General features: G+C 63.5%; 21 protein-coding genes. 17 read left to right on the top strand and 4 right to left on the bottom strand.

Annotated elements, in window-relative coordinates:
* Nucleotides 1-7: 7 nt before the first annotated feature.
* Together dapC and AADV58_RS11095 are read right to left on the bottom strand one after the other, a co-directional pair.
* Nucleotides 8-1201: a succinyldiaminopimelate transaminase gene (gene dapC / locus AADV58_RS11100; protein WP_028995447.1), complete on the bottom strand. Its 1194-nt coding sequence runs from the start codon at nucleotides 1199-1201 to the stop codon at nucleotides 8-10.
* Nucleotides 1202-1287: 86 nt separating this feature from the next.
* On the bottom strand, nucleotides 1288-2358 hold the full coding sequence (locus AADV58_RS11095) for an HD-GYP domain-containing protein (protein ID WP_341743192.1): 1071 nt from the start codon (nucleotides 2356-2358) through the stop codon (nucleotides 1288-1290).
* 187 nt (nucleotides 2359-2545) lie between these two features.
* Here AADV58_RS11095 and AADV58_RS11090 point away from each other — a divergent pair, with 187 nt between their 5' ends.
* The 8 genes from AADV58_RS11090 (at nucleotide 2546) to AADV58_RS11055 (ending at nucleotide 13564) form a co-directional block, all read left to right on the top strand.
* Nucleotides 2546-3406, top strand: a complete 861-nt coding sequence (locus AADV58_RS11090) for a hypothetical protein (protein WP_157272513.1) — start codon at nucleotides 2546-2548, stop codon at nucleotides 3404-3406.
* A 94-nt stretch (nucleotides 3407-3500) separates the two neighbouring features.
* Nucleotides 3501-6995, top strand: a complete 3495-nt coding sequence (gene smc / locus AADV58_RS11085) for a chromosome segregation protein SMC (protein WP_341743191.1) — start codon at nucleotides 3501-3503, stop codon at nucleotides 6993-6995.
* Between the two features lie 53 nt (nucleotides 6996-7048).
* A complete protein-coding gene (locus AADV58_RS11080) occupies nucleotides 7049-8314 on the top strand; it encodes a cell division protein ZipA C-terminal FtsZ-binding domain-containing protein (RefSeq protein ID WP_341743190.1) in 1266 nt (421 codons plus the stop codon).
* Nucleotides 8314-10689, top strand: a complete 2376-nt coding sequence (gene ligA, locus AADV58_RS11075; RefSeq protein WP_341744547.1) for an NAD-dependent DNA ligase LigA — start codon at nucleotides 8314-8316, stop codon at nucleotides 10687-10689. Before AADV58_RS11080 ends, ligA begins: the two co-directional genes overlap by 1 nt.
* Nucleotides 10686-11558, top strand: coding sequence for a UTP--glucose-1-phosphate uridylyltransferase GalU (gene galU / locus AADV58_RS11070; protein WP_028995451.1), 873 nt, complete (start codon nucleotides 10686-10688; stop codon nucleotides 11556-11558). Before ligA ends, galU begins: the two co-directional genes overlap by 4 nt.
* A 23-nt stretch (nucleotides 11559-11581) precedes the next feature.
* Nucleotides 11582-12106, top strand: coding sequence for a hypoxanthine-guanine phosphoribosyltransferase (locus AADV58_RS11065; RefSeq protein WP_245580553.1), 525 nt, complete (start codon nucleotides 11582-11584; stop codon nucleotides 12104-12106).
* The gene (locus tag AADV58_RS11060; protein WP_028995453.1) at nucleotides 12103-12792 is read left to right on the top strand and encodes a class I SAM-dependent methyltransferase; all 690 of its coding nucleotides are present in this window, start codon (nucleotides 12103-12105) and stop codon (nucleotides 12790-12792) included. The genes AADV58_RS11065 and AADV58_RS11060 overlap by 4 nt, the downstream gene beginning before the upstream one ends.
* A gap of 1 nt (nucleotide 12793) precedes the next feature.
* Complete coding sequence (locus tag AADV58_RS11055; protein WP_028995454.1) at nucleotides 12794-13564, top strand: S-methyl-5'-thioinosine phosphorylase; 771 nt, start codon at nucleotides 12794-12796, stop codon at nucleotides 13562-13564.
* Nucleotides 13565-13573: 9 nt separating this feature from the next.
* On the opposite strand, the gene AADV58_RS11050 is transcribed toward AADV58_RS11055, so the two are convergent.
* Together AADV58_RS11050 and map are read right to left on the bottom strand one after the other, a co-directional pair.
* A complete protein-coding gene (locus tag AADV58_RS11050) occupies nucleotides 13574-16132 on the bottom strand; it encodes a [protein-PII] uridylyltransferase (RefSeq protein WP_341743189.1) in 2559 nt (852 codons plus the stop codon).
* Complete coding sequence (gene map, locus AADV58_RS11045; RefSeq protein WP_028995456.1) at nucleotides 16132-16932, bottom strand: type I methionyl aminopeptidase; 801 nt, start codon at nucleotides 16930-16932, stop codon at nucleotides 16132-16134. The genes AADV58_RS11050 and map overlap by 1 nt, the downstream gene beginning before the upstream one ends.
* A 111-nt stretch (nucleotides 16933-17043) precedes the next feature.
* Here map and rfbD point away from each other — a divergent pair, with 111 nt between their 5' ends.
* The 9 genes from rfbD to rseP all read left to right on the top strand — a co-directional run bounded on the left by rfbD (nucleotide 17044) and on the right by rseP (nucleotide 25314).
* Entirely contained in the window at nucleotides 17044-17937 is an 894-nt protein-coding gene (gene rfbD, locus AADV58_RS11040; RefSeq protein ID WP_341743188.1) for a dTDP-4-dehydrorhamnose reductase, read from the top strand.
* Nucleotides 17938-18157: 220 nt separating this feature from the next.
* The gene (gene rpsB / locus AADV58_RS11035) at nucleotides 18158-18901 is read left to right on the top strand and encodes a 30S ribosomal protein S2 (protein ID WP_028995458.1); all 744 of its coding nucleotides are present in this window, start codon (nucleotides 18158-18160) and stop codon (nucleotides 18899-18901) included.
* Nucleotides 18902-18962: 61 nt separating this feature from the next.
* Nucleotides 18963-19862, top strand: a complete 900-nt coding sequence (tsf, locus tag AADV58_RS11030; protein WP_028995459.1) for a translation elongation factor Ts — start codon at nucleotides 18963-18965, stop codon at nucleotides 19860-19862.
* Nucleotides 19863-19883: 21 nt separating this feature from the next.
* Nucleotides 19884-20600: a UMP kinase gene (pyrH, locus tag AADV58_RS11025; protein WP_281984427.1), complete on the top strand. Its 717-nt coding sequence runs from the start codon at nucleotides 19884-19886 to the stop codon at nucleotides 20598-20600.
* An 11-nt stretch (nucleotides 20601-20611) separates the two neighbouring features.
* Nucleotides 20612-21169: a ribosome recycling factor gene (gene frr / locus AADV58_RS11020; protein ID WP_028995461.1), complete on the top strand. Its 558-nt coding sequence runs from the start codon at nucleotides 20612-20614 to the stop codon at nucleotides 21167-21169.
* 12 nt (nucleotides 21170-21181) lie between these two features.
* Nucleotides 21182-21943, top strand: coding sequence for a polyprenyl diphosphate synthase (gene uppS, locus AADV58_RS11015; protein ID WP_341743187.1), 762 nt, complete (start codon nucleotides 21182-21184; stop codon nucleotides 21941-21943).
* A complete protein-coding gene (locus AADV58_RS11010) occupies nucleotides 21936-22763 on the top strand; it encodes a phosphatidate cytidylyltransferase (RefSeq protein WP_341743186.1) in 828 nt (275 codons plus the stop codon). Before uppS ends, AADV58_RS11010 begins: the two co-directional genes overlap by 8 nt.
* The gene (gene ispC / locus AADV58_RS11005) at nucleotides 22760-23950 is read left to right on the top strand and encodes a 1-deoxy-D-xylulose-5-phosphate reductoisomerase (RefSeq protein ID WP_043421567.1); all 1191 of its coding nucleotides are present in this window, start codon (nucleotides 22760-22762) and stop codon (nucleotides 23948-23950) included. Before AADV58_RS11010 ends, ispC begins: the two co-directional genes overlap by 4 nt.
* Nucleotides 23947-25314: an RIP metalloprotease RseP gene (rseP, locus tag AADV58_RS11000; RefSeq protein WP_028995465.1), complete on the top strand. Its 1368-nt coding sequence runs from the start codon at nucleotides 23947-23949 to the stop codon at nucleotides 25312-25314. Before ispC ends, rseP begins: the two co-directional genes overlap by 4 nt.
* Nucleotides 25315-25316 lie beyond the last annotated feature (2 nt).

Genomic DNA, 25316 nt, shown 5'->3' with positions numbered 1-25316 from the left:
TTCTCTCTCAAAGTTGTTGGGTGAATTCACGGATGCGGCGGCTGGCTTCCAGGCATTCGTCGAGCCCGGCGACCAGTGCGATGCGGATGAAATTGGCGCCCGGGTTGACGCCCTGCGATTCGCGGGCGAGGAAGCTGCCGGGCAAGGCCACGACATTATAGTGTTCGAGCAGCCCACGGGCGAACTCGGTATCGGCGATGGGGGTCTTCGCCCACAGGTAGAAGCTGGCGTCGGGCATGCCGGTGCCGAGCACTTCGCTGATCAGCGGCGTGCAGGTGGCGAACTTCTCGCGGTACTGGTTGCGGTTGTCGAGCACGTGCGCCTCGTCGTTCCAGGCGGCAACCGAGGCGGCCTGGATCGGGGGGGGCATGGCGCAGCCGTGGTAGGTGCGGTAGAGCAGGAATTTCTTCAGGATCTGCGCGTCGCCGGCGACGAAGCCCGAGCGCATGCCCGGTACGTTGGAGCGCTTCGACAGGCTGGAGAACATCACCAGGCGGTCAAAGCTGCGGCCGAGCAGCTTGGCGGCCTGCAGGCCACCGATCGGCGGGTTGGCTTCGTCGAAGTAGATTTCCGAGTAACACTCGTCGGAGGCGATGATGAAGCCGTATTTGTCGGACAGTTCAAACAGCGTCTTCCAGTCGGCCAGCGACAGCACCTTGCCGGTCGGGTTGCCCGGCGAGCAGACGTAGAACAGTTGCACGCGCGCCCATTCGGCGTCGGAGAGCTGGCCGTAGTCGAAGGCGAAGCCGTTGTCCGGCAGGTTGTTGAGGAAGCGCGGCTCGGCGCCGGCCAGGTAGGCCGCGCCTTCGTAGATCTGGTAGAACGGGTTGGGGCTGACGACGATGGGCGTGCCGCCGGCCCGGGTCGGGTCAATCACCGTCTGGGCGAAGGAGAACAGTGCTTCGCGCGAACCGTTGACCGGCAGGATTTCGCTTTCCGGATCAACCTCGATGCCGTAACGACGGTTGCACCAGTCATAGATCGCGTGTCGCAGCGCCGGAATGCCCTGGGTCGTCGGGTAGTTCGCCAAGCCGAGCAGGTTGGCGTGCAGCGCGTCCATGATGAACTGCGGCGTCGCGTGTTGCGGCTCGCCGATGGACAGTTTGATTTCCTTGTACTGCGGGTTCGGGGTGACACCGGCGAACAGTGCGCGCAGCTTTTCGAAGGGGTAGGGCTGGAGTTGGGCGAGATGGGGATTCACAGGAGATTTGCTGCACGGTCCAAAAACGCAATTATCACCGAAATCCGCCAGACAGTGAGGGCGTGTTGCCCGCAGTGGGGTGTCTGTCAAAGCTGCAGTGTGGGGATCGGCAAGTTGGTTTCCCTGTGCAGTCGATGCCACTCGGGTGATACCTCGGTAAAGAACTGCATGCCGGCATCGACCACCGTCGAGTCGTAAATCTTTCCACGGCCGCGCTGCAATTCTTCGATCGCTTCGTGCAAGGCGTGCCCGGGTCGATAGGGGCGATGTGAAATGATCGCGTCAAAGACGTCGGCAACGGCAACGATCCGGGCCTCCAGGCAGATTTCCTCGGCATGCAGTCCCAACGGGTAACCACTGCCATCGAGCCGCTCATGGTGTTGCTGGACGATATCGGCGATCGGCCAGGGAAAATCGATGCCGCGCAGGATTTCGTAGCCAGTCTGGGCGTGCTGGCGAATGATGGAAAACTCCGGTTCGCTGAGCACGCCGGGGCGGTTGAGGATTTCGGCGGGTACCGATATCTTGCCGATGTCATGGATGCTGGCGCCCAGGTGCAGGCCGAATCGGCGTTCTTCGCTCAGCCCCATGATGCGGCCGATTTCACCGGCGAGAGCGGCAACCTGACGCTGATGGCCGGCGGTGTATGGATCGCGTTTCTCGATGGCCAGAGCAATTGATTCAACAGTGCTGGCGAACGATCCGGCAACCCGCAAGGCCTGCATGCGAGTCCGCTCCTCGGCCTGCTTGAGCGCTGTGATGTTCTCATGCGAAACCACGGCGCGGATCCGGTATCCAGGGGCAAATGGCGTTACCGTCAGCAGGAACCAGCGCTGTTCGTGCGGGGCATGGCAGGGATATTCGAGTTGAAAACGCGTCGCGCGTCCGTCGAGGACGCTGCGCAGTCCTTCGAGGACTGTCCTGGCAATTCTGTTGTCTTCGGAGGCGGCTGGATTTTCTGCCTGGGCAGCCAGCGGTGCGAGCAGTTCCAGGTAATTGCAACCCAGCCCGTAGTTCGGAAGATGGCAGCCATTGCTATCGTAGAAGTGCCGCCAAGCCAGATTGACCGCAAGGATTTCTCCGTCGCCATCAATTAATGCAACATGTGCGGTCAGTGCATCAATGACCGAACTGGAATCCGCAGATAGGGCGTTCATGCTGTTCACCGGGCCGTGGGCCGGTTGATTATTGTTATTCATGATGCTACTACCAAAGTAATATATTTAATAGCTTTGGCGGATTTTTCTACTTGCACTGGCGTATGCCTTAGCAGAAGTTGGTTTTGCGTATGGCATGCCACTTGCTCAGTGCGAGCATCACCATTGCATGTTGCGGAGTTGGCCCATGTTTTCGATTTCACGTGTTCAGGGGAGTGCCGAGTTGTTTCGCAGCCAGGCTGCGCAGCGTACAGCGACGGCCGGGCCGGCGGCGGTGTCGGCTACGAACGCTACCGACAGCGTAAGCATTTCATCGGCAGCCCGCGAAGCATTGAAAAGCGAGGCAGCGGCAAAAACGACCGGCATACCGTTGCCGCAGGCGGTCACCGAGTGGTTCACCAAGGATTTCCCGGCGGATGTGATCGATGAGGCCATGAGTCGCCTGGCGGCGAACAAGGCCCAGGGCGCTTTGGGCGGAGAAGGGCCGCTGGGATTGCCGCTGTTGCCGGAGAATCAGGCCTTGCTGGACGGCTTTCGCGAGGAAATGCGCAGCCTGTCCGCCGATGGGCATGCCAACATGAACACCGAACAGTCAGCCCGTTTCAATTTGCTGATGAATCTGAGCATGCGAGTGCAGATGCTGGGCTGGAAATCGCCGATGAGCGAAGCCGATGTGCAGCGGGAGTTCGACATCAGCAACGCGATGGCCCGCCTGGGTCGCGAAAATCCCGATTTGCTGCCGGCGACCGAGTCCGTGGCAGCGGACGAGACCAAGTTCATCGACGTCAACGTGGAGTCGGTATCGGCTGTCTGGCGGGAACGTTGGGCGGCATCCGGTCTGGAAATGCCGGAAGTCACCGTCTCCCCGCAGCGTTCCTGGTGGCTGACGATGGCCACGGCAGCGGGGTTCGACGAAGGCGAATTCATGACGGCGGTGCGTGGTCTCGGTCAGCGTCTGTCCGGGCATGAACTGACCCGGGGCGTCGAAAATCTCATTTCCGAACGTTACGGAGAGAAGTTGGCAGCAGAAGAAGCGACCGATTCCTGAAAACCGGGCAGGCGGCAGGCAAGGGCCAGCGCGGCGACGATGCTATCATACGGCCCCCAATGTGGCGGGCATGTCGTCCCGCCTGTGACCGCGCATGCGCCTGACCAAACTCAAACTCGCCGGCTTCAAGTCCTTCGTCGATCCGACCACGGTGTCCCTGCCCGGGCAACTGGTCGGTGTCGTCGGGCCGAACGGGTGCGGCAAGTCGAACATCATGGACGCCGTGCGCTGGGTGCTCGGCGAGTCGAAAGCCTCGGAATTGCGCGGCGAGTCGATGATGGACGTGATCTTCAACGGCTCGACCAACAGGAAGCCGGTGTCGCGCGCCTCGGTCGAACTGATTTTCGACAATTCGCTCGGCCGGGCCATGGGCCAGTGGTCGCAGTACGCCGAACTGTCGGTCAAACGCGTGCTGACCCGGCAGGGACAGTCGGATTACTTCATCAACAACCTGAAGGTCCGACGCAAGGACATCACCGATCTTTTCCTGGGTACCGGGCTGGGGCCGCGTGCCTACGCAATCATCGGTCAGGGCATGATCTCGCGCATCATCGAGGCGCGCCCCGACGACCTGCGCGTCTTCCTCGAAGAAGCGGCCGGCGTCACCCGCTACAAGGAGCGGCGCAAGGAAACCCAGGGGCGTCTTGAAGATACCCGCGAGAACCTGCTGCGCGTCGAGGATATCCGCGAGGAACTCGGCCATCAGATCGAACGTTTGGCATCGCAGGCCGAGGTTGCCCGCCGCTATCACGCGCTCAACGAGCAACTGGTGCAGAAGCAGCAACTGCTGTGGCTGCTGAAGAAGCGCGAAGCCGAGGCCGAGCGTCAGCGCCTGGCGCTCGATGTCGAGCGGACGACAACCGAACTTGAAGCGCAGAGCGCCGCGCTGCGCGAAACCGAGGCGCGCGCCGAGGAAACCCGCGAAGCCCATTTCGCTGCCGGCGACGCCCTGCACAACGCGCAGAGCGAGATGTACGCGGCCAATGCCGAAGTCGCCCGGCTGGAAGCGGAAATCCGCCACCGCCGCGAATCGCGCAGCCAGCTTGAAGCCCGGCTGGTGCAACTGGAAGACGAACTGGCGCACTGGACGCAAACGGCCGAGAAACTCGCCGTCGATCGGGAAAGCTGGGAAGAGACGCAGGAAATCACCCGCTTGCGCGTCGAGGAAGCCGAGGAGCGCCTGCATGCGCAGATGAACCTGGCGCCGCAGGTCGAGGAAGACCATGCGCAGGCGCTGGAAGAATTGCAGCGGTTGAAGACGCGCACGACCAACGGCGAGCAGAAGCTGGAAGTCGAGCAGACCCACAAGGCGCACGCCCAGCGTTCGCTGCAGGCCATCATCCAGCGCCGCGAACGCCTGCGCGACGAGACTTTCGGCGAGGCACCCGACGAAATGGCGCTGCCCGAGAAGGAAGAAGAGCTGGAGTTGCTGCGCGAGGAACTCGCCGGCGATCAGGAGCACCTGCAGCAGTTGCAGGAGGAAATGCCGCAACTGGAGGCCAGACGCAAGACCGTGCAGGGCGAACTGCAGCGCCTGGAGCGCGAGCTGGCGGCCGGGCAGGCACGCCGGGCGGCGCTCGAACAGATGCAGGCGAAGACGGCGGGCAGCGGCAAGTTGCCCGAATGGCTGCAGCGCCACGGCCTGGCCGAGGCGCCGGCGTTGTGGCAGCAGATCCATGTCGAGGCCGGCTGGGAAGAGGCGGTCGAAGCGGTGTTGCGCGAGCGCCTGTCGGCGATTGCCTGCGACGATCCGGCGCGCCTGGCCGAGTGGTTGCATGACCGGCCGGACGGTCGCCTGGCGGTCATGCTGGGCGGTGCAGGAACTGATGCCGTCGCACCGGACAGCCTGCTCGCCCGCGTGCGCTGCGACGATGCACGGGTGCGCAGCGCACTGGCCGACTGGCTGGGCGGTGTGCTCGCCGCCGAAACCCTGGCCGAGGCGCTGGCTTTGCGCGAATCGCTGGCGCCGGCCGGTGCCGTCGTCACTCGGGGCGGCGATCTGCTGACCCGCAGCAGCCTGACCTTCTTCGCGCCGGATCAGGGAGAGCACGGCCTGCTCGAACGCCAGCGCGAGATCGAGGCGTTGGCCGAGGGCATCGCGCTGGCCGAGGAAAAAAGCGAAAACCTGCGCGAACAGGCGGAAATGTTCGACGAGCAGTACGCCGACAAGCAGGAAGAAATCGACGAGACGCGCCAGTACGTCACCGACCGCCAGCAGCGCGTGCATCACGTGCAGCTGGAAGTGCTCAAGCTGAGCCAGGCGCTGGCCCGTTATAACGAGCAGAAGGAGCGCATCGCCGAACAGCTCGCCGAACTGGCCGAGGAAGAAGAGGGCGAGCGCGAGCGCGAAATGGCTGCCGACGAACGGATCGAGGAAATCCGCGACGGTTTGAGCCGCATCCGCGTGCTGGTGGCCGGTGCGCAGTCGCGCCTGGATGAATGCGAGCGTGCCGTGCGCGCCGAACGCGAACGCAACGCCGACCTCGACCGGGCGCTGCGCGAGGCGCAATTCTCGGCGCGCGAAGCCGACGGCAAGCTGCAGGACATCTTTGCCCAGCAGGCGCTGGCGCAGCGCGAATTGACGCGCATCGAGCGTGATCGTGCGACCTGTGCCGACCAGGTCGAGGCGGCGCCGGCCGACGTCATGGAAGAACAGTTGCAGCAGGCGTTGGCCACCCGCGTTGCCGCCGAGCAGGCGTTGGCCGGCAAGCGCGATGCGCTGGAAGCGGCGACCAATGCGCTGCGCGGGCTCGAAGAGCAGCGCATGAAGATCGAGCAGGGGCTGGAGCCGTTGCGTACCCGGATCGGCGACCTCAAGTTGAAGGAACAGGCAGCGGCGCTCAACGCCGAGCAGTTCGCCATGCAGTTGCTCGAAGCCGGTGCCGACGAGGCGGCCTTGTTGCCCTTGTTGGGCGAGGCGCGGCCGTCATCGCTGCAGGGCGAAATCACCCGCCTCGGCAACGCCATCGCCGAACTGGGCGCGGTCAACCTGGCGGCGCTGCAGGAACTGGAAACGGCGACCGAGCGCAAGGGCTACCTCGACATGCAGGCGGCCGACCTCAACGAGGCGATGGAAACCCTGGAAAACGCCATCCGCCGCATCGACCGCGAAACGCGCGACCTGCTGAAGAACACTTTCGATACGGTCAACAGCCATTTCGGCAAACTCTTCCCCGAGTTGTTCGGCGGCGGTCGGGCCGAATTGGTGATGACTGGCGAGGAAATCCTCGACGCTGGCGTACAGGTCATCGCCCAGCCGCCGGGCAAGAAGAATTCAACGATTCACCTGCTTTCCGGCGGTGAAAAGGCGCTGACGGCGATTGCGCTGGTATTCTCCATGTTCCAGTTGAACCCGGCGCCGTTCTGCTTGCTCGACGAGGTCGATGCGCCGCTGGATGACAGCAATACCGAGCGTTTCTGCAGTATGGTCAAGAAAATGTCGGGAGCAACACAGTTCCTGTTCATTTCCCATAATAAAATCGCGATGGAAATGGCCGAGCAACTGGTCGGCGTCACCATGCAGGAAAGCGGCGTCTCGCGCGTGGTGGAAGTGGATATCGAAGAAGCCTTGAAGATGAGGGATGCGTGACTGAACTTCAATACGGACTGATCGGGTTGGGCGGACTCGCCATTGCGGGAGTCGTGGCATATAACAAATGGCAGGAGTACCGGCATCGCAAGGTGGCCGAATCGGTCCTTCGCCCCGAGCACGACGACGTCCTGCTCAAACCGACGAGCAGGCCGGCAGCGGCGGTAAGCGAGATCGAACGGGTCGAGCCGGTTTTTGCGCCGCCGGCCGACGAGGACGAATCCCGGTACGCGACGAATGCGGCACCTGTTGAGGCCGAACCTGAAGACATTCCGCCCTGGGATCTGCCGCCGACGGTCGAGACGTCGGTGCCGGAAGTGCACGAAATTTCGATGCCCGAGCCCGTCGTTGAGCCGGCTCCCGAACCGGTTGCCGAGCCGGTGATCGAAGTGCCAGTCGTCGAAGCCCCGGTCATGCCGCCGCCGCTGCGCGAACCGGTCGTTGCCCCGCCGGTTTTTGCTGCGCACGAAGAAGCCCCGGCACCCGAGCCGGTACCCGCCGAATTGCTCGATCCGCGCCTCGAATTCATCGTCTCGATGGAACTGGTCGAGCCGGTTTCGTCGCGCCAGATCCTGCAATCGCAGCGCGACGTGCTGCAGCGGGTGTCCCGGCCGGTGCATTTCGTCGCCTACAACGAACGCGCCCGCGAGTGGATACGTTTGCGTTCCGATAACGAAATTCCGGTACGCCGTCTGCGCATCGGCCTGCAACTGGTCAACCGCCTGGGGCCGGTGTCCGACGGCGACCTGGCGGTTTTCACCGGTGCCATGCAGGCGCTGGCCGACGAGCTGATGGCCGTGGCCGACATGCCGACGAGCCGGGTGCTCGACCAGGCGGCGGAGATTGACCGTTTCTGCGCCGCCGTCGATCTGGAAATCGGCCTCAACCTGGTCAGCCGCGGCCAGCCTTTCCCGGGCACCAAGATTCGCGCCCTGGCGGAAGCTGCCGGCATGGTGCTCGGCCTCGACGGCATGTTCACCCGTCACGATGACGATGGCCGCGCCCAGTTCAGCCTGCAGAATTATGAAAGCGCGGGTTTTGCCGCCGATACCCTGCGCACCATGACCACCCACGGCCTGACTTTCCTGCTCGATGTGCCGCGCGTCGATCACGGCGAGCGAGTCTTCCAGCAGATGGTCGAACAGGCCCGCCGCTTTGCCGAAACGCTGCAGGGCACGCTGGTCGATGACAACCGTCAGCCGCTGGGCGATGCCCAGCTCGATCACATCCGTCGCGAGTTCATCGGCAAGCCGCAGGCCACCATGCAGTCCTTCGGCCTGCCGGCCGGTTCGCCGCAAGCCCTGCGCCTGTTCTCGTGATGCTGTCACCGGAAGTCGTCGAGCGCGCAGCCTGGCTGCGTGCAGAACTGGAACGTCACAACCACGCGTATTACGTCCTCGATGCACCGACCATTCCGGATGCCGATTACGACGCGCTGTTCCGCGAATTGCAGGCGCTGGAAGCCGAGCATCCGGCGCTGGCGACGGCGGATTCGCCGACCCGGCGCGTCGGCGGCAAACCGCTGGCGCAGTTTGCGCCGGTGGTGCACGACGTGGCCATGCTGTCGATCCAGACCGAGACCGATACCCAATCCAGCGGTGCGCTCAATTTCGATGCCCGCATCCGGCGCGAGCTGGAACTGGGCGAGGGCGCGCCGGCCGTCGATTACGCCGCCGAACTGAAATTCGACGGCCTGGCCGTCAGCCTGCGTTACGAAAACGGCGTGCTGGTGCGTGGTGCAACGCGCGGCGACGGCACGACCGGCGAGGACGTGACCCAGAACCTGCGCACCATCGGCCAGATTCCGTTGCGCCTGCGCGGTGAAGCACCGCCAGTGCTGGAGGTGCGCGGCGAGGTGTACATGTGTCGCGGCGATCTTGATGCCTATAACGCCGCTGCTGCGGCGCGCGGTGAAAAGACCCTGGTCAATCCGCGCAACGCCGCTGCCGGCAGCGTTCGCCAGCTCGATCCGGCCATCGCCGCTAGCCGGCCGCTGAAGTTCTTCGCCTACGGTATTGGTGCGGTAGACGGCTGGCAGCAGCCGCCAACGCACAGTGGCCTGCTCGATGCGCTGGCCGCCTTCGGCCTGCCGGTGTGCGAGCATCGTGCGGTGTTGGCGGGCGGCGAGGCGCTGGCTGGTTTTCACCGGCGCATCGCCGAATTGCGCGACAGCCTGCCGTTCGACATCGACGGCGTGGTGTACAAGGTCAATGACCTGGAACTGCAGCGTCGCCTCGGTTTCCGCTCGCGCGAGCCGCGCTGGGCGGTGGCGCACAAGTATCCGCCGCAGGAAGCATCGACCGTGGTCGAGGCCATCGACATCCAGGTCGGCCGCACCGGCGCGCTGACGCCGGTGGCGCGCCTGAAGCCGGTGTTTGTCGGCGGGGTGACGGTGACCAATGCGACCCTGCACAACGCCGACGAGGTCGAGCGCAAGGGCGGCATTTGCGTTGGCGACACGGTGATCGTGCGCCGTGCCGGTGATGTCATCCCGGAAGTCGTCGGTGTCATCGCCGAGCGCCGGCCGGCCGCTGCCCAGCCGTTCATGATGCCGGCTGCCTGTCCGGTGTGCGGTGCGCACACGGTGCGTGAGCCGGGCGAGGCGGTGACCCGCTGTTCCGGTGGTTTCTCGTGCAGCGCCCAGCGCATCCAGGCGATCCTGCATTTCGCCGGTCGCCGGATGATGGATATCGAAGGCCTGGGCGACCGTTACGTCGAGCGCCTGGTTGAATTCGACTACGTGCACGGCGTTGCCGATCTGTACAAGCTGACGCTGGCCGACCTGCTGGAAATGAAGCGGCGCGCCGACGAGAAAGACGGCACCGTCCCGGAAACGGTCAAGGCCGGGCAGACGCCGACGCGCTGGGCCGAGAACCTGCTCGCCGGCATTGCCGCCAGCAAAACGCCGAAACTCGCCCGACTGCTGTTCGCGCTGGGCATCCGCCACGTCGGCGAGACCACTGCCAAGACGCTGGCCGACTGGCTGGGCAGCCTGGACCGGGTGCGCCGCGCGCCGGCGCCGCTGCTGTCCGTGCTGCCCGACATCGGCGCGACGGTGGCGGCAGCGATTGCCGATTTCTTTGCCGAGCAGCGCAACCTCGATGCGGTCGATGCCTTGCTCGCTGCCGGCGTCGCGCCCAATGATGAACATCCGCCGCATCCCGGCCTGGCCGAACGCCTGGCCTGGGCCGAAATCTATGCAGCGCTGGCCGTGCCGAAGCTGACCGCCAAACGCGCTGCCCAATTGGCGGCTGTGGCCGACGGCGGCGCGCTTGCCGATGGCAGCATCGATGCGGCGGCGTTATCGGTGGCCGGTTTGCCCGGTGAAGTGATCAGCGCCTTGTTTGAGTGGCTGAACCAGTCGGGCAGACGTGGTCTGCTGGCCGGTGTGGCCCGCCGTCGAGAAGAACTGCTGGCCGCCATGCCGCAAGGCGCGGTGCTTGCCGGACCGGCGCCGCTGGCCGGCAAGACGCTGGTGCTGACTGGTACGCTGCCGACCCTGAAACGTGACGACGCCAAAGCGATGATCGAAGCGGCTGGCGGCAAGGTGGCCGGCTCGGTATCGAAGAAGACCGACTACGTGGTCGCCGGCGAGGAAGCCGGCAGCAAGCTCGACAAGGCGCGCGAGCTTGGCGTTGCCGTGATTGACGAGGCAGCATTGATCGAATTGTTGAAGCAGGGAGAGCAAGAATGACTAGAGTCCGTAAAGCAGTATTCCCCGTCGCCGGCATGGGAACGCGTTTCCTGCCGGCGACCAAGGCCAGCCCCAAGGAAATGCTGCCCATCGTGGACAAGCCGCTGATCCAGTATGCGGTCGAGGAGGCCGTGGCGGCCGGGATTACCGACATGATCTTTGTCACCGGCCGCTCCAAGCGGGCGATCGAGGATCATTTCGACAAGGCCTACGAACTGGAGTCGGAACTGGAAGCACGCGGCAAGACGGAGATGCTCGAGTTCGTCCGCAACATGATCCCGCGCGACATCAACTGCATCTACATTCGCCAGCAGGAAGCGCTCGGCCTCGGTCACGCCGTGCTGTGCGCCAAGCCGGTGATCGGCGATGAGCCATTTGCGGTGATCCTGGCCGACGACCTGCTCGACGGCGACACGCCGGTGATGAAGCAGATGTCGGATGTCTATGACTACTATCGTTGTTCGGTGCTGGGGGTTCAGGATGTGCCGCGCGCCGACACGCGCAGCTATGGCATCGTCGATGCACGCAAGGTGGCCGACCGTCTGGAACAGGTCAATGCCATCGTCGAGAAGCCCAAGCCGGAAGAGGCGCCGTCCACGCTGGCGGTGGTCGGGCGTTACATCCTGACGCCGCGTATTTTCGAGCATCTGGAAAAGATCAAGCCGGGCGCCGGTGGCGAGATTCAACTGACCGATGGCATCGCCTCGCTGCTTTCGGAAGAACAGGTATTGGCGCACCGCTACGACGGCGTGCGCTACGATTGTGGGTCGAAACTCGGTTACCTGCAGGCAACCGTGGTATTCGGCCAGCGCCACCCGGAAGTCGGGGGCGATTTCACCGCTTATCTGAACAAGAACAGGGAGACATGATGGATATCCAGAAAGCACAAGCCATGTTGGCCGACTCTGAGGTCATTCACGACGCGCAGACCGTCCAGGCGGCGGTTGACCGGGTGGCAGCGGACATTCGCGCGCGGCTGGCCGACAAGTATCCGCTGGTCCTGTGCGTGATGACCGGTGGCGTGGTCTTTTGCGGCCAGTTGCTGACCCGTCTGGATTTCCCGCTGGACTTCGATTACCTGCACGCCACCCGCTACGGGCCGGAAACCCAGGGCGGCAAGATCTCCTGGCGCAGCGCGCCGTGGGCGCCGGTCAAGGGGCGCAGCGTGCTGGTCGTCGATGACATTCTCGACGAAGGTGTGACCCTGGCGGCAGTCAAGGAAAGCCTGCTGCGCCTTGGCGCGGCCGAGGTGCTGACGGCGGTCTTCGCCGACAAGCTCAATGGCCGGAACAAACCGTTGGTGGCGGATTTCGTCGGCCTGACCGTGCCCGACCGCTTCGTTTTCGGTTTCGGCATGGATGCGGGGGGCACCTGGCGCAACCTGCCGGCGATTCACGCCAAGAAGGAAGGGGCATGAGCGGGCGTAGCGTCGCCGAATTCATCGCTTACTGGGAAGACGAGGGGCAAACCTACGCCCGTCATGGAGATTACGACTGGATGGCCGGGCTGGTGCCTGGCGCTCGTGTGCTGGAAATCGGCTGCGGCGTGGGGTTTGCCACGCAGGCGCTGGTCGCGCGCGGACTGGCGGTGCTGGCCATCGATACCTTGCCGGAATGCCTGGCACTGACCCGGCAACGGGTGGGCGATGCGGCCACGTTGCTGCAGGCCGATGTCGAGGCGCTCGACGCCGCGCAGCGTGCCGCCATCGAGGCTTTTGCGCCGGATTGCGTGGTCTGCTGGCTGATGGGGGCGCCGGCTGAAGTCACCGGTGCCAGCGCCAGCGATGGCGGACAGGCTGTTGCCGCCTATCGCGAACGCCTGCATCGGGCGGTTGCCGGTCTGGCGGCCAGTCTGCCCGGGGTGCGTGCCCTGCACATCGTTGATCGTACGGCGATCCCCTGGCAGGCCAAGGACATCGGTCGCGATACCCTGGTCCGCTATCATCTCGAACGCACGTTCAGCGGTCTGCCGTTTTCGGCCAATCGCAACAACGCCATTTATCGCAAGCTGGGCGGCAATGTCGCCCAGCTTGCCAAACCGCACCCTGCACTCAAGCACGTGGTGCCTACGCTGGCTTCCCTGCTGGCGATCCGGAGTACATGACATGTTGGCTATCATTGGCGGCAGCGGTCTGACGACCCTGTCCAATCTCGACGTTTCTCATCGCGAAGTGGTGCGCACGCCCTTTGGCGAACCTTCCGGCGCTCTGGTCTTCGGCCAGATCTGCGGTCGCCCGGCAGTCTTTCTGCCGCGCCACGGCTACGGTCACAGCATCCCGCCGCACATGGTCAATTACCGGGCCAACCTGTGGGCCCTGCATCACCACCAGGTGCGCGGCATCATTTCGGTGGCTTCGGTCGGCAGCATCCGCGCCGACCTCAATCCGGGCGATATCGTCGTTCCCGACCAGATCATCGATTACACCTGGGGCCGCAAGTCGACTTTCTTCGACGGCGTGGGTTCGCCGGTAACCCATGTCGATTTCACCGATCCCTACGATGCACCGCTGTCGCAACGCATCGTCGAAGCTGCTGCGGCACTGGGTATCGAGATTAAGCAGGGGGCGGTGTACGCGGCGACCCAGGGGCCACGCCTGGAGACGGCGGCGGAAATCAATCGCCTGGAGCGCGACGGGGCCGACATCGTCGGCATGACCGGCATGCCGGAAGCGGTACTGGCGCGCGAGCTCGGCCTGCCTTACGCGGCCATCAGTGTGGTTGCCAATCATGGTGCCGGGCGCGGCAGCAGCAGCCACGGCATCCGTTTCGAAAGCCTGGAGCATGTGCTGCAGGAGGCCATGGGCCGCGTGCGCAGCATCATCGAACGCGTGGTCGGTTGCGAGGCGGCCTGTCCGCCGATGGGCATGTCGGTCTGAGGCGTTGCCTCAGACCTTCATCCGCTCGATCAACTCGGTTTCCAGGCGGATGCGCTGATTGGTATCGCGCAAGTCGCCGCCGCTGATCAGGAAAACGTCCTCGGCACGCTCGCCGAGGGTGGCGATCTTGGCGGTGTGCAACTCGGCGCCGTGCTCGGCCAACGTTCTGGCGATGGTGTAGAGCAGGCCGGGTCGGTCGGCCGCGGTCAGGTTGAGCACGAAGTGCGTCCCCTTTTCGTCGCCACGGATGCTGACTTCGGGCTTGATCGGGAAGTGCTTGACCTGGCGCGACAGGCGGCCGGCTGACGGGACTTCCGGCGGCAACTGGCGGAGCAGGCGGTCTTCGAGCTCGTGCTCGATGTAGGCGAGCATTTCCCGGTTGTGGTCGCGCTTTTCCACGTCGAGCAGAATGAAGCTGTCCAGGGCGTAGCCGTGGGCGGTGGTGTGGATCTTGGCATCGACGATGCTGTAGCCGGCACGGGCGAAAAAGCCGACCAGACGGGCAAACAGGTCGGGCTGGTCCTGGGTGTACACCATCACCTGCAGACCGACGCCTTCCTGCCACAAGCGGGCCCGGACCACCGGCTGGTTGTTGTAGATGCGGTAGTGCAGCGAGCGCGTGTGCCAGGCAATTTCCTCAGCCGAATGGCGCAGGAAATAGACCGTGTCGAGCTGCTTCCACAGGCGTTCGTGAACGGTGTCGGAGAGCGCGAAGAAACGCAGCAGGCGCATGGCTTCAGCCTGGCGTTCGGCGATGATGCCGTGGGCGACCGGTGCTTCATCCTGCGCCAGGAAGTGCAGCGTCTGCTGGTAGAGGTCGGCGAGCAGCTTGCCCTTCCACTGGTTCCAGACCTTGGGGCTGGTGCCGCGGATGTCGGCGTGGGTGAGCAGGTAAAGCGCCTGCAGGTGGCGGACGTCGCCGACCAGCCCGGCAAAATTGCCGATCACCTCGGGGTCGCTGAGGTCTTCCTTCTGGGCGATCTGCGACATCACCAGATGCTGGCGGACCAGCCAGACGACCAGTTCGGTATCGTCCTTCGACAGTCCGTGGTTCTCGCAGAATTCGCGTGCATCGACGGTGCCCTTGACCGAGTGGTCGCCACCCCGGCCCTTGGCGATATCGTGGAAGAGGGCGGCGATGTAGAGCAGCCAGGGGCGTTCGAACTCGTTGATGATGCGCGAGCACAGCGGGTATTCATGGGCGAACTCGCTCATCGTGAACCGGCGCAGATTGCGCAGGACCTGCAGGATGTGCTGGTCGACGGTATAGACGTGGAACAGGTCGTGCTGCATCTGGCCGACGATGCGCCCGAAGTTCGGCAGGTAGGCGCCGAGAATGTCGAGCTGGTTCATGCGCCGGAATTCATGGACGATGCCGCGCTCGCTCTGCAGCAGCTTGAGGAACATCGCCCGGTTGGCCGGGTCGGCGCGGAAGGCGTCATCTATCTGATCGCGGGCGACCCAGATCGCGCGCAGGGTCGGCGCGGTCATGCCCTGCAGCTCCGGGTTTTCCTGCATGATCAGGAAGGCGTCGAGGATCAGCCCGGGTTCTCGTTCGAACAGGCGCTCGTCGCAGACGTCGAGCAGGTTGCCGACGATCTGGAAGTGCTCGTCGAAGGGCTGCGGACGCTGCAGGTTTTCCGGCGCCAGCGCGGCGCCCATGTTCTGCAGGACGATGGTGTTGAGCAGCGTCAGGCCCTTGGCATTCCGGTAATAGGCCTGCATCAGTTGTTCGGAGGCGCGCTTGGTTTCGTTGTCGACGAAGCCGTAGCGATGGGCCAGACGCTCCTGGTAGTCGAACAGCAGCCGGTCCTCGCGGCGGCCGGCCAGGAAGTGCAGGCGGATGCGCAGGTGGCGCAGGAAATCCTCGAACTGCTTGCCGAAAGCGACGCCTTCCTGCGACATGATGCCATCGGCACCGAGCTCATCCCAGGTGCCACCGTAGCCGGCCGCCTTGGCGATCCAGAAAATGATCTGCAGGTCGCGCAGGCCGCCAGGCGATTCCTTGATGTTCGGTTCCAGGCTGTACGGCGTTTCGTTGAAGCGCAGGTAGCGATCCTGTTGCTCGAGCCGCTTGGCTTCGAAAAAATGCAGCGGGTCGAGGTTGCCGAACAGGCGGCGACGGAAGGTGGTGAACAGCTTTTCGCTGCCGGTCAGCAGCCGCGCTTCGAGCAGCGCGCTCTGGACGGTGATGTCATTGGCGGCTTCGTTCAGACATTCCGGGATGGTGCGCACGCTGTGGCCGATTTCCAGGCCGATGTCCCAGAAACAGCCGACCAGGCGCTCCAGCTTGGCTTCCGTGCTGGCGCTGGCGTCTTGCGGCAGCAGGATCAGCAGGTCGATGTCGGAGGCCGGGTAGAGCTCGCCGCGCCCGTAACCGCCAACGGCCGCGAGGGCGATCGAGGCCGGGAAAGAAAAATCGGCCCACAGGCGACAGAGGATTTCATCGACATCGGCGCAGCGCTGGCGGAGCAGGGCTTCGGCGTCGTTATCTTGCAGGTAGCGCGCCTGCAGGGCAGCCTGGCGGGCCTTGAGTTCGTTGCGCAGGGCGGCGACGTCGATGTCCATCAGGCAATCCAGTCGGGTTTCGGGCGTGCGCCGGCGGAAAGCGTCATGACCTCATAGCCGGTGTCGGTGACCAGCAGGGTGTGTTCCCACTGCGCCGACAGGCTGCGGTCCTTGGTAACGATGGTCCAGCCGTCCGGCATTTCGCGGATGGCGGCTTTGCCGGCGTTGATCATCGGTTCGATGGTGAACATCATGCCCGGGAGTAATTCAACGCCGGTGCCGGCCTTGCCGTAATGGACGACCTGCGGGTCTTCGTGAAACTTGGCGCCGATGCCGTGGCCGCAGAATTCGCGGACGACCGAGTAGCCGTTCTTTTCCGCGTGCTTCTGGATGATGGCGCCGATGTCGCCGAGGCGGGCGCCGGGGCGCACCACCGAAATGCCCAGCCACAGGCATTCGAAGGTGATTTCGCACAGGCGTTTGGCCTGAATCGACCCTTCGCCGACGATGAACATGCGGCTGGTGTCGCCGTGATAACCGTCCTTGATCGTGGTGATGTCGAGATTGATGATGTCGCCGTTCTTCAGGGCGCGGTCGCTCGGCACACCATGGCAGACCTGCTGGTTGATCGAGGTGCAGATCGACTTGGGGTAGGGGTCGTAGCCCGATGGTGCGTAGTTGAGTGGCGCCGGAATGCAGTTCTGGACGTCGACCATGTAGTCGTGACAGAGCTTGTCGAGTTCTTCGGTGGTGACCCCGGGTTTGACGAAGGGTTCGATATAGTCGAGGACCTCGGCGGCGAGGCGGCCGGCGACGCGCATTTTTTCGATTTCTTCAGGCGTCTTGATGGTGATGCTCATGGCTGTTCTTGGTGCGTTGGGAGAAGGCAAGGATAAATGATGCCCCCCGTTTCGCAAAGCCGGTGGCGCGGGAAATGGCATACTGCGCGGGGTTTTTGCATGGAGCAGGCCATGTCGATAATGGTGTTGGGCAAGGATGGTCAGGTCGGTTGGCAATTGCAGCGCGCCTTGGCGCCGCTGGGCGAGGTGGTGGCCTGCGGCCGGGCGCAGTGCGACCTGACCGATGCGGACCGGATCCGTTCGCTGGTTGCCGAGGTGCAGCCGTCGGTGATCGTCAATGCCTCGGCCTATACCGCCGTGGACAAGGCGGAATCGGATGCCGATACGGCCTATGCGGTCAATGCCCGGGCGCCGGGTATTCTTGCTGAAGCGGCGCTGGCATGCGGTGCGCTGCTGGTGCATTACTCGACCGATTACGTGTTCGATGGCAGCAAGCAGGGCGCTTACGTCGAAAGCGACGCCACGGCGCCGCAAGGGGTTTATGGGCAAAGCAAGCTGGCCGGCGAGGAAGCGATCGTTGCGCTCGCCGGCAAGTCGCTGATTTTTCGCACCAGTTGGGTGTTCGGCGAGCATGGCGGGAATTTCGTCAAGACCATCCTGCGGCTGTCGCGCGAGCGCGATTCGCTGGGCGTGGTTGCCGATCAGGTCGGTTCGCCGACGCCGGCGGCGCTGATCGCCGACGTCACGGCGGCGGCGCTGGTGCGTCTCGATCTCGGGCGCCAGATGGCGGCCGGGGAAAATCGCCTGTATCACCTGGCGGCGGCCAATCCCGTCAGCTGGCATGCCTTTGCCTGTCGGATCGTCGAGACGGCGCGGGCCATGGGCGAGGAATTGCGCGTCGACGCTGCGGCAATTCGCGCTATCGGTACCGTCGATTACCCGACACCGGCCCGGCGCCCGGCCAATTCGCGACTCGATTGTTCCTTGCTGGAGGCGGAACTCGGCCTGCACATGCCGGATTGGCAGCCTTACCTCGAGCGCATGCTGAGTTGCTGTCTGTCGTGATCGGCGCGGTGAAGCCCGCTTGGCGTGTCAGGCCTTCATGCGGGGCGAATTAGCTGCTATAATCGTCCAGTTTTCCCGGTCGAGTCTGTCCGGAAAAATGGCGGGGCGCACGGTGCGCGTCGTCCATCCCTCACATCCGCCGATTAAGGGTGTCCGTCAAAACCTAATAATGACGGGCGTTGCCGGCGGGTGGCGGTTCAACCCTTAAAGGAGTTTTACAATGTCCGTAACCATGCGCGAAATGCTGGAAGCCGGTGTCCACTTCGGCCACCAGACCCGTTTCTGGTCCCCCAAGATGGCCCCGTACATCTTCGGTGCCCGTAACAAGATTCACATCGTCAACCTCGAAAAGACCCTGGCCAAGTACAACGAAGCCATTGCTTTCGTGAAGAAGCTGTCGGCCAACCGTGGCAACATCCTGTTCGTTGGCACCAAGCGCCAGGCTCGCGAAATCGTTGCCGAAGAAGCGGCACGCGCCGGCGCCCCGTGTGTTGACCAGCGCTGGCTGGGCGGCATGCTGACCAACTTCAAGACGGTCAAGACCTCGATCAAGCGCCTCAAGGACATGGAACTGGCTGTCGAAGCCGGTGATCTGGAAAAGATGTCCAAGAAGGAAGCCCTGACCTTCCGTCGCGAACTCGAAAAGCTGCAGAAGTCCATCGGCGGCATCAAGGATATGGCCGGCCTGCCGGATGCCATCTTCGTCATCGACGTCGGCTACCACAAGATCGCCATCACCGAAGCCGAAAAGCTCGGCATCCCGGTCATCGGCGTGGTCGATACCAACCACTCGCCGGAAGGTGTGAATTACATCATCCCGGGTAACGACGACTCTTCCCGCGCCATTCAGCTGTACGCCCGCGGCGTGGCCGATGCCATCCTCGAAGGCCGCAGCATGGCTGTTCAGGAAATCGTTGCCGGCGGTGACGACGAGTTCGTCGAAGTCGAAGAAGCGGCTGAATAAATAAGGCTGTAACGGCGGGGCCTCAGGCTCCGCCTGTCTCATAAGCTCAGGAGAAACAAGTATGGCGGCAATTACCGCAGGTATGGTGGCAGAGCTGCGCGGCAAGACCGACGCACCGATGATGGAATGCAAGAAGGCGCTGACCGAAGCCGATGGCGACATGGCCAAGGCCGAGGAAATCCTCCGCGTCAAGCTGGGCAACAAGGCTTCCAAGGCCGCTGCCCGTATCGCAGCAGAAGGTATCGTGGCAGTCAGCATCTCCGCTGACGGCAAGACCGGTGCCATCATCGAAGTCAATTCGGAAACCGACTTCGTTGCCAAGAACGACGACTTCATCGCACTGGCCAACGGCTCTGCCGCGCTGGTCGCTGACAAGAACCCGGCCGACGTGGCTGCTCTGTCGGCCCTGCCGATGGGCGAAGGCACCGTCGAATCGACCCGCACCGCGCTGGTCGGCAAGATCGGTGAAAACATGAGCATCCGCCGCTTCGTCCGTTGCGAAGCCAAGGGCAAGCTGGTTTCCTATATCCACGGTGGCGCCAAGGTCGGCGTGCTGGTTGACCTGGTCGGCGGCGACGAGCAGCTGGGCAAGGATCTGGCCATGCACATCGCTGCTTCCAAGCCGAAGTCGCTGGATGCCTCCGGTGTTTCCGCCGAACTGCTCGACACCGAGCGTCGCGTTGCCATCGAAAAGGCCCGCGAAGCCGGCAAGCCGGAAGCGATGCTGGAAAAGATCGCCGAAGGTACCGTCCAGAAGTACCTGAAGGACGTGACCCTGCTGGGCCAGGTCTTCGTCAAGGCTGAAGACGGCAAGCAGACGATCGAACAACTGCTGAAGCAGAAGGGCGCTTCGGTGGCCAGCTTCACGCTGTTCATGGTCGGCGAAGGCATCGAGAAGAAGGTTGACGACTTCGCTGCTGAAGTCGCTGCCCAGGCCGCTGCCGCTGCTGCCAAGAAGTAATCTTCCGTAAAGGAATCGCCGATGACCACACCCAAGTACAAACGCATCCTGCTGAAACTCTCTGGCGAAGCCCTGATGGGCAACGACGCCTATGGCATCAATCCGCAGGTGATCGCGGAAGTCTGCGCCGAGATCAAGGCGGTTGCGGATCTTGGGGTGGAAATCGGCGTCGTGATCGGCGGTGGCAACATCTTCCGCGGGATGGCCGGTACGGCCACCGGGATGGATAGAGCCACCGCGGATTACATGGGCATGCTGGCCACGGTGATGAATGCCATGGCGCTGTCCGACGCAATGCGTCAAGCCGGCCTGAATGCCCGCGTGCAGTCGGCCCTGAATATCGAGCAGGTGGTCGAGCCCTATATCCGGGGCAAGGCGATCCGCTATCTCGAAGAAGGCAAGGTGGTGATTTTCGGTGCTGGTACCGGCAACCCCTTCTTCACGACCGATACCGCCGCAGCCTTGCGCGGGTCGGAAATCGGCGCGGAAATCGTGCTCAAGGCGACCAAGGTCGACGGTATCTATACCGCCGACCCGAAAAAGGACGCCACGGCCACGCGCTACGACAAGATCAGCTTCAACGATGCGATCTCGCAAAACCTCGCGGTAATGGATGCGACTGCGTTCGCACTGTGCCGCGACCAGAAACTGCCGATCAACGTGTTTTCCATCTTCAAGGCCGGCGCGCTGAAGCGCGTGGTCTGCGGTGAGGATGAGGGCACGCTGGTCTACTGCTGAGGGAGAGACAGATGATTGCCGAACTCAAGAAAACCGCCGAAGCGAAGATGCAGAAGTCGCTCGAGGCGCTCAAGAACGACCTGCTCAAGATCCGTACCGGCCGTGCCCACACCGGCCTGCTTGACCATGTGATGGTCGATTACTACGGCTCGCCGGTGCCGGTGAACCAGGTTGCCAACATCACCCTGGTCGATGCCCGTACGCTGGGTGTCCAGCCGTGGGAAAAGAACATGGTGCAGAAGGTCGAGAAGGCGATTCGCGATTCCGACCTCGGTCTGAATCCGGCCTCGCAGGGCGACCTGATCCGCGTGCCGATGCCGGCGCTGACCGAAGAGCGGCGCAAGGAAATGATCAAGGTCGTCAAGAACGAAGGCGAGGGTGCCAAGGTGGCGATCCGCAACCTGCGTCGCGATGCCAACACCCACCTCAAGGATGCGCTGAAGAAGGGCGAGATTCCCGAGGACGACGAGCGTCGTGCCCAGGATGACGTACAGAAGCTCACCGACAAATACATTGCCGAAGTCGACAAGATGCTCGCCGCCAAAGAGGCCGAGCTGATGCAGATCTGACGTAGCGGCTGCATGGCCCTGTTCTCCAGTTCGACGCGGGATCTTCCGCAGGTTGCGGCCGTTCCCGCGCACGTTGCTGTCATCATGGATGGCAACGGCCGCTGGGCGAAAAAGCGTTTTCTGCCGCGTGTCGCTGGGCACGTGAAAGGTGTCGAACTGGTGCGGGAGATGGTTCGTGCCTGTCTGGAACGCGGCGTCCGCTACCTGACCCTGTTCGCTTTCTCTTCGGAGAACTGGCGGCGCCCGCAGGAAGAAGTCACGCTGCTGATGCAGCTGTTCGTCAAGGCCTTGGAGCAGGAAGTCGAAAAACTCCATCGCAATGGCGTACGGCTGCGCGTGATTGGCGATCTGTCCCGGTTCGAGCCGCGTCTGCAGGTACTGATCCGCCAGGCTGAGGAGAGTACCGCCGGCAATACCAGCCTTGATCTGACCATCGCCGCCAACTACGGCGGACGCTGGGACATCATGCAGGCGGTGAACCGGATGGCACTGGCGCAGCCGGACCAGGCCGGTCGATGGAGCGAGGCCGATATCGAGCCGTATCTGTCGATGAATTTCGCACCGGAGCCCGATCTCTTCATCCGTACCGGCGGCGAGGAGCGGATCAGTAATTTCCTGCTCTGGCAACTGGCTTACACCGAGTTCTATTTCACGCCCACCCTGTGGCCGGATTTCGATACTGCCGAATTCGGCAAGGCGATCACCTCCTACCAGCAACGCGAGCGGCGCTTTGGCCGGACCAGCGAGCAACTGACGGGCGACAGCAATGCTTAAAACCCGCGTCATCACGGCGCTGGCCTTGATGGCCGTTCTGCTGCCCAGCCTGTTCTGGTTGCCGCAAATGGCCTGGGCCTGGCTGATCGCCGCCTTCATCGGTGTCGGTGCTTGGGAGTGGGGCGCCTTGCTCGGCTGGCAGAATCGTCAGCGTGTATTGCTCGGTGTCGTCACTGCGGCTTTGTGCGCCGTGCTGGCCTGGACCGAACCGCTGGCCATCGGCGCGGCCGGCTTTGCCCCGGCGCAGACCTGGGTCTTCCTGTTCTATGGTCTGTCGGCGATCTTCTGGTTGCTGCTCATTCCCTTCTGGCTGCGCGGCAAATGGTCGCTGCATGGTGCTTCCGGCCTGCTGGTCGGGGCGGTCGTGCTGCTGCCGACCTGGCTGGCCATGGTCCAGTTGCGTGCCGTTGGTCCCGCTGTCCTGCTGGCGGTCTTTGCCGTTGTCTGGATGGCCGATATCGCGGCTTATTTTGCCGGCCGCCGCTTCGGTAAACGCAAGCTGGCGCCGGGCATCAGCCCGGGCAAGACCTGGGAAGGCGCCTATGGCGCGATCGTCGGCGTGCTCGTCTATGGGCTCGTCATCGGTCATTTCTTCATGGCCGGGGTTTCCCTGCCGCTATGGGTTGCCGCGCTGCTGCTGGTGACGGCTGTCAGCATCATCGGCGACCTGTTCGAGTCGATGCTCAAGCGTAAAGCCGGGATCAAGGACAGCAGCAATGTGCTGCCGGGTCACGGCGGCGTGCTCGACCGCATCGACAGCCTCACTTCCACCTTGCCGGTGGCGGCGCTGGCCTGGCTACTCTTCTTCTACCGCGGATGATGCAACAGAACATTACCGTGCTTGGATCGACCGGCTCCATCGGCGTCAGCACGCTCGATGTCATCCGCCGTCACCCCGATCGTTACCGGGCCTTCGCGCTGTGCGCGCATACCCAGGTCGACAAGCTGTTCGAGCAATGTCTCGAATTTCGTCCGGCTTTCGCCGTGCTGCGCGATGCCGCATTGGCCGGCGAACTGGCCGCGCGCTGCCGGGCTGCCGGACTGCCGACCGAGGTCCGTCACGGCGTGGCGGCGCAGATTGAGCTCTCGTCGCTGCCCGAAGTCGATGCCGTGATGGCGGCCATCGTCGGTGCTGCTGGTCTGGCCCCGACGCTGGCTGCCGCGCAGGCCGGCAAGCGGGTGATGCTGGCGAACAAGGAAGTGCTGGTCATGGCCGGCGAACTGTTCATGCACGCGGTGCGCAGTCATGGCGCGACCCTGCTGCCGGTCGATAGCGAACACAATGCGATTTTCCAGGCCTTGCCCGGCGATTTCGCGCGTGGCCTGAACGCCTGCGGGGTCGAGAAGATCCTGCTGACCGCCTCCGGTGGCCCGTTCCGCAATACTCCTTTGTCCGAACTCGGGCAGGTGACGCCGGAACAGGCCTGCGCTCACCCGAACTGGGTGATGGGGCGCAAGATTTCGGTCGATTCGGCGACCATGATGAACAAGGGCCTGGAAGTCATCGAAGCACGCTGGTTGTTTGACGCCGCGCCGGACATGATCCAGGTGGTCGTGCATCCGCAGAGCGTGATCCATTCGGCGGTTCAGTATGTCGATGGTTCGGTCGTCGCCCAGTTGGGCAAGCCGGACATGCGTACGCCGATCGCTTACGCCATGGCGTGGCCGGAGCGGATTGCCGCCGGGGTCGAGCCGCTCGACCTGTTCCGCATCGCCCGGCTGGATTTCTTTGCCCCTGATTTCGAGCGTTTCCGCTGTCTGCAGCTGGCCTACGATGTCCTGCGCGAAGGCGGTACGGCGCCGGCCATCCTCAATGCTGCCAACGAAGTGGCGGTGGCGGCTTTCCTCGACGGAAAATTGTCTTTCCTCGACATCGCCCGGCTCAACGAAGCCGTGCTGACGGCGCTGCCGGCCGGACCGGAGGGCAGCCTGGACGACGTGCTCGGGGCTGACGCCGAGGCGCGCCAAGTCGCCACCACCATGATTGCCGAGGGGCGCCTGGGATGAGCGATCTGCCGTTCTATCTCGCGGCGTTCGCTTTGGTGCTCGGGGTTTTGATCGTCTTTCATGAACTTGGGCATTACCTCGCGGCGCGCTGGTGCGGCGTCAAGGTCCTGCGTTTTTCCGTCGGCTTCGGCAAGGTCCTGTGGCAGCGTCGTTTCGGTCGCGACGGGACCGAGTGGGTGGTCAGTGCCTTCCCGCTGGGCGGTTATGTGCGCATGCTCGACGAGCGCGAGGCGGCGGTGGCGCCCGAGGAACGGCATCGTGCCTTCAACCGGCAGACCGTGGGCAAGCGCAGCTTCATCGTTGCCGCCGGCCCGCTGGCCAATTTCCTGCTCGCCATCCTGTTGTACTGGGGTATTTTCATGCTCGGCAGCCAGGAATTGCTGCCCGTGCTTGGCCAGCCGCCTGCCGATACGCCTGCCGCCATGGCCCGGATCGAAAACGGCGAGGAAGTCCGGCGCATCGACGGGCAACCGGTGGCAACCTGGAACGACCTGCGCTGGCAAATTTTGCAGAAGGCCGCCGGCAGCGAGCGCGTCGAACTGGAAGTGATCAACGAGCGCGGCGAGATTGCCGTTCGCCATCTCTACCTGGCTGCGGTCGGCGAGGAGGGCTGGGAAGGCGATCCGCTGTCCCGTCTGGGCTTGCGCCTCTATCGCCCGGATATTCCGGCGGTCATCGGCTCGGTCAGTCGTGGCGGTGCGGCGGCGCAGGCTGGTTTGCTGGCCGGCGACCGGGTCTTGCAGATTAATGAGCAGCCCATCGGCAACTGGCACGAACTGGTGATGATCGTCCGCGAGGCGGCCGGGCAACGACTGGTTCTGCAAGTCGAACGCCAGGGCAGGGTCTTTGCGTTTGAGGTAACGCCGGAATTGGTTGCCGATGGCGGCCAGCGCATCGGGCGCATCGGTGTCGGTGTGGCCGAGTCATCGGAAACCCGGCGCGAACTGCGTACCTTTGTCAGTTACGGCTTTGCCGAGGCGGCGGTCAAGGCCGTCGTCGAAACCGGCGAGCAGTCGTTGTTCAGCCTGCGCATGCTGGGCAAGATGCTGATCGGCGAAGTTTCCTGGAAAAATCTTTCGGGGCCGGTGACCATTGCCGATTACGCGGGGCAGTCGGCGAAGCTCGGTCTCGATTATTATGTCAAGTTCATGGCCCTGGTCAGCATCAGCCTGGGGGTCCTGAACCTGCTTCCCATCCCGGTGCTGGACGGTGGGCATTTGATGTATCATATGATCGAAGTCGTCAGGCGGAAGCCCCTCTCCGAGCGGGCAATGGTCATCGGACAGCAATTGGGTCTGGCCATTTTGTTCTCCTTGATGGCTTTCGCATTTTTTAACGACCTGACTCGCCTTTTTGGCGGCTAACG

It is taken from the genome of Azonexus hydrophilus, assembly GCF_038368255.1.
Lineage (GTDB): Bacteria > Pseudomonadota > Gammaproteobacteria > Burkholderiales > Rhodocyclaceae > Azonexus > Azonexus hydrophilus.
The sequence above is the reverse complement of the archived record's forward strand: the minus strand, read 5'-3'. Positions and strand labels throughout refer to the sequence as shown.

Excerpts from the sequence above, each read along its gene's own strand:
- frr (WP_028995461.1), top strand. The coding sequence starts at position 20,612 with ATGATTGCCGAACTCAAGAAAACCGCCGAAGCGAAGATGCAGAAGTCG.
- AADV58_RS11065 (WP_245580553.1), top strand. The coding sequence starts at position 11,582 with ATGTTGGCCGACTCTGAGGTCATTCACGACGCGCAGACCGTCCAGGCG.
- galU (WP_028995451.1), top strand. The coding sequence starts at position 10,686 with ATGACTAGAGTCCGTAAAGCAGTATTCCCCGTCGCCGGCATGGGAACG.
- ispC (WP_043421567.1), top strand. The coding sequence starts at position 22,760 with ATGATGCAACAGAACATTACCGTGCTTGGATCGACCGGCTCCATCGGC.
- pyrH (WP_281984427.1), top strand. The coding sequence starts at position 19,884 with ATGACCACACCCAAGTACAAACGCATCCTGCTGAAACTCTCTGGCGAA.
- map (WP_028995456.1), bottom strand. The coding sequence starts at position 16,932 with ATGAGCATCACCATCAAGACGCCTGAAGAAATCGAAAAAATGCGCGTC.
- tsf (WP_028995459.1), top strand. The coding sequence starts at position 18,963 with ATGGCGGCAATTACCGCAGGTATGGTGGCAGAGCTGCGCGGCAAGACC.
- rpsB (WP_028995458.1), top strand. The coding sequence starts at position 18,158 with ATGTCCGTAACCATGCGCGAAATGCTGGAAGCCGGTGTCCACTTCGGC.
- rfbD (WP_341743188.1), top strand. The coding sequence starts at position 17,044 with ATGTCGATAATGGTGTTGGGCAAGGATGGTCAGGTCGGTTGGCAATTG.
- smc (WP_341743191.1), top strand. The coding sequence starts at position 3,501 with ATGCGCCTGACCAAACTCAAACTCGCCGGCTTCAAGTCCTTCGTCGAT.
- AADV58_RS11050 (WP_341743189.1), bottom strand. The coding sequence starts at position 16,132 with ATGGACATCGACGTCGCCGCCCTGCGCAACGAACTCAAGGCCCGCCAG.
- rseP (WP_028995465.1), top strand. The coding sequence starts at position 23,947 with ATGAGCGATCTGCCGTTCTATCTCGCGGCGTTCGCTTTGGTGCTCGGG.
- uppS (WP_341743187.1), top strand. The coding sequence starts at position 21,182 with ATGGCCCTGTTCTCCAGTTCGACGCGGGATCTTCCGCAGGTTGCGGCC.
- AADV58_RS11090 (WP_157272513.1), top strand. The coding sequence starts at position 2,546 with ATGTTTTCGATTTCACGTGTTCAGGGGAGTGCCGAGTTGTTTCGCAGC.
- ligA (WP_341744547.1), top strand. The coding sequence starts at position 8,314 with ATGCTGTCACCGGAAGTCGTCGAGCGCGCAGCCTGGCTGCGTGCAGAA.
- AADV58_RS11010 (WP_341743186.1), top strand. The coding sequence starts at position 21,936 with ATGCTTAAAACCCGCGTCATCACGGCGCTGGCCTTGATGGCCGTTCTG.
- AADV58_RS11060 (WP_028995453.1), top strand. The coding sequence starts at position 12,103 with ATGAGCGGGCGTAGCGTCGCCGAATTCATCGCTTACTGGGAAGACGAG.
- AADV58_RS11095 (WP_341743192.1), bottom strand. The coding sequence starts at position 2,358 with ATGAACGCCCTATCTGCGGATTCCAGTTCGGTCATTGATGCACTGACC.
- AADV58_RS11055 (WP_028995454.1), top strand. The coding sequence starts at position 12,794 with ATGTTGGCTATCATTGGCGGCAGCGGTCTGACGACCCTGTCCAATCTC.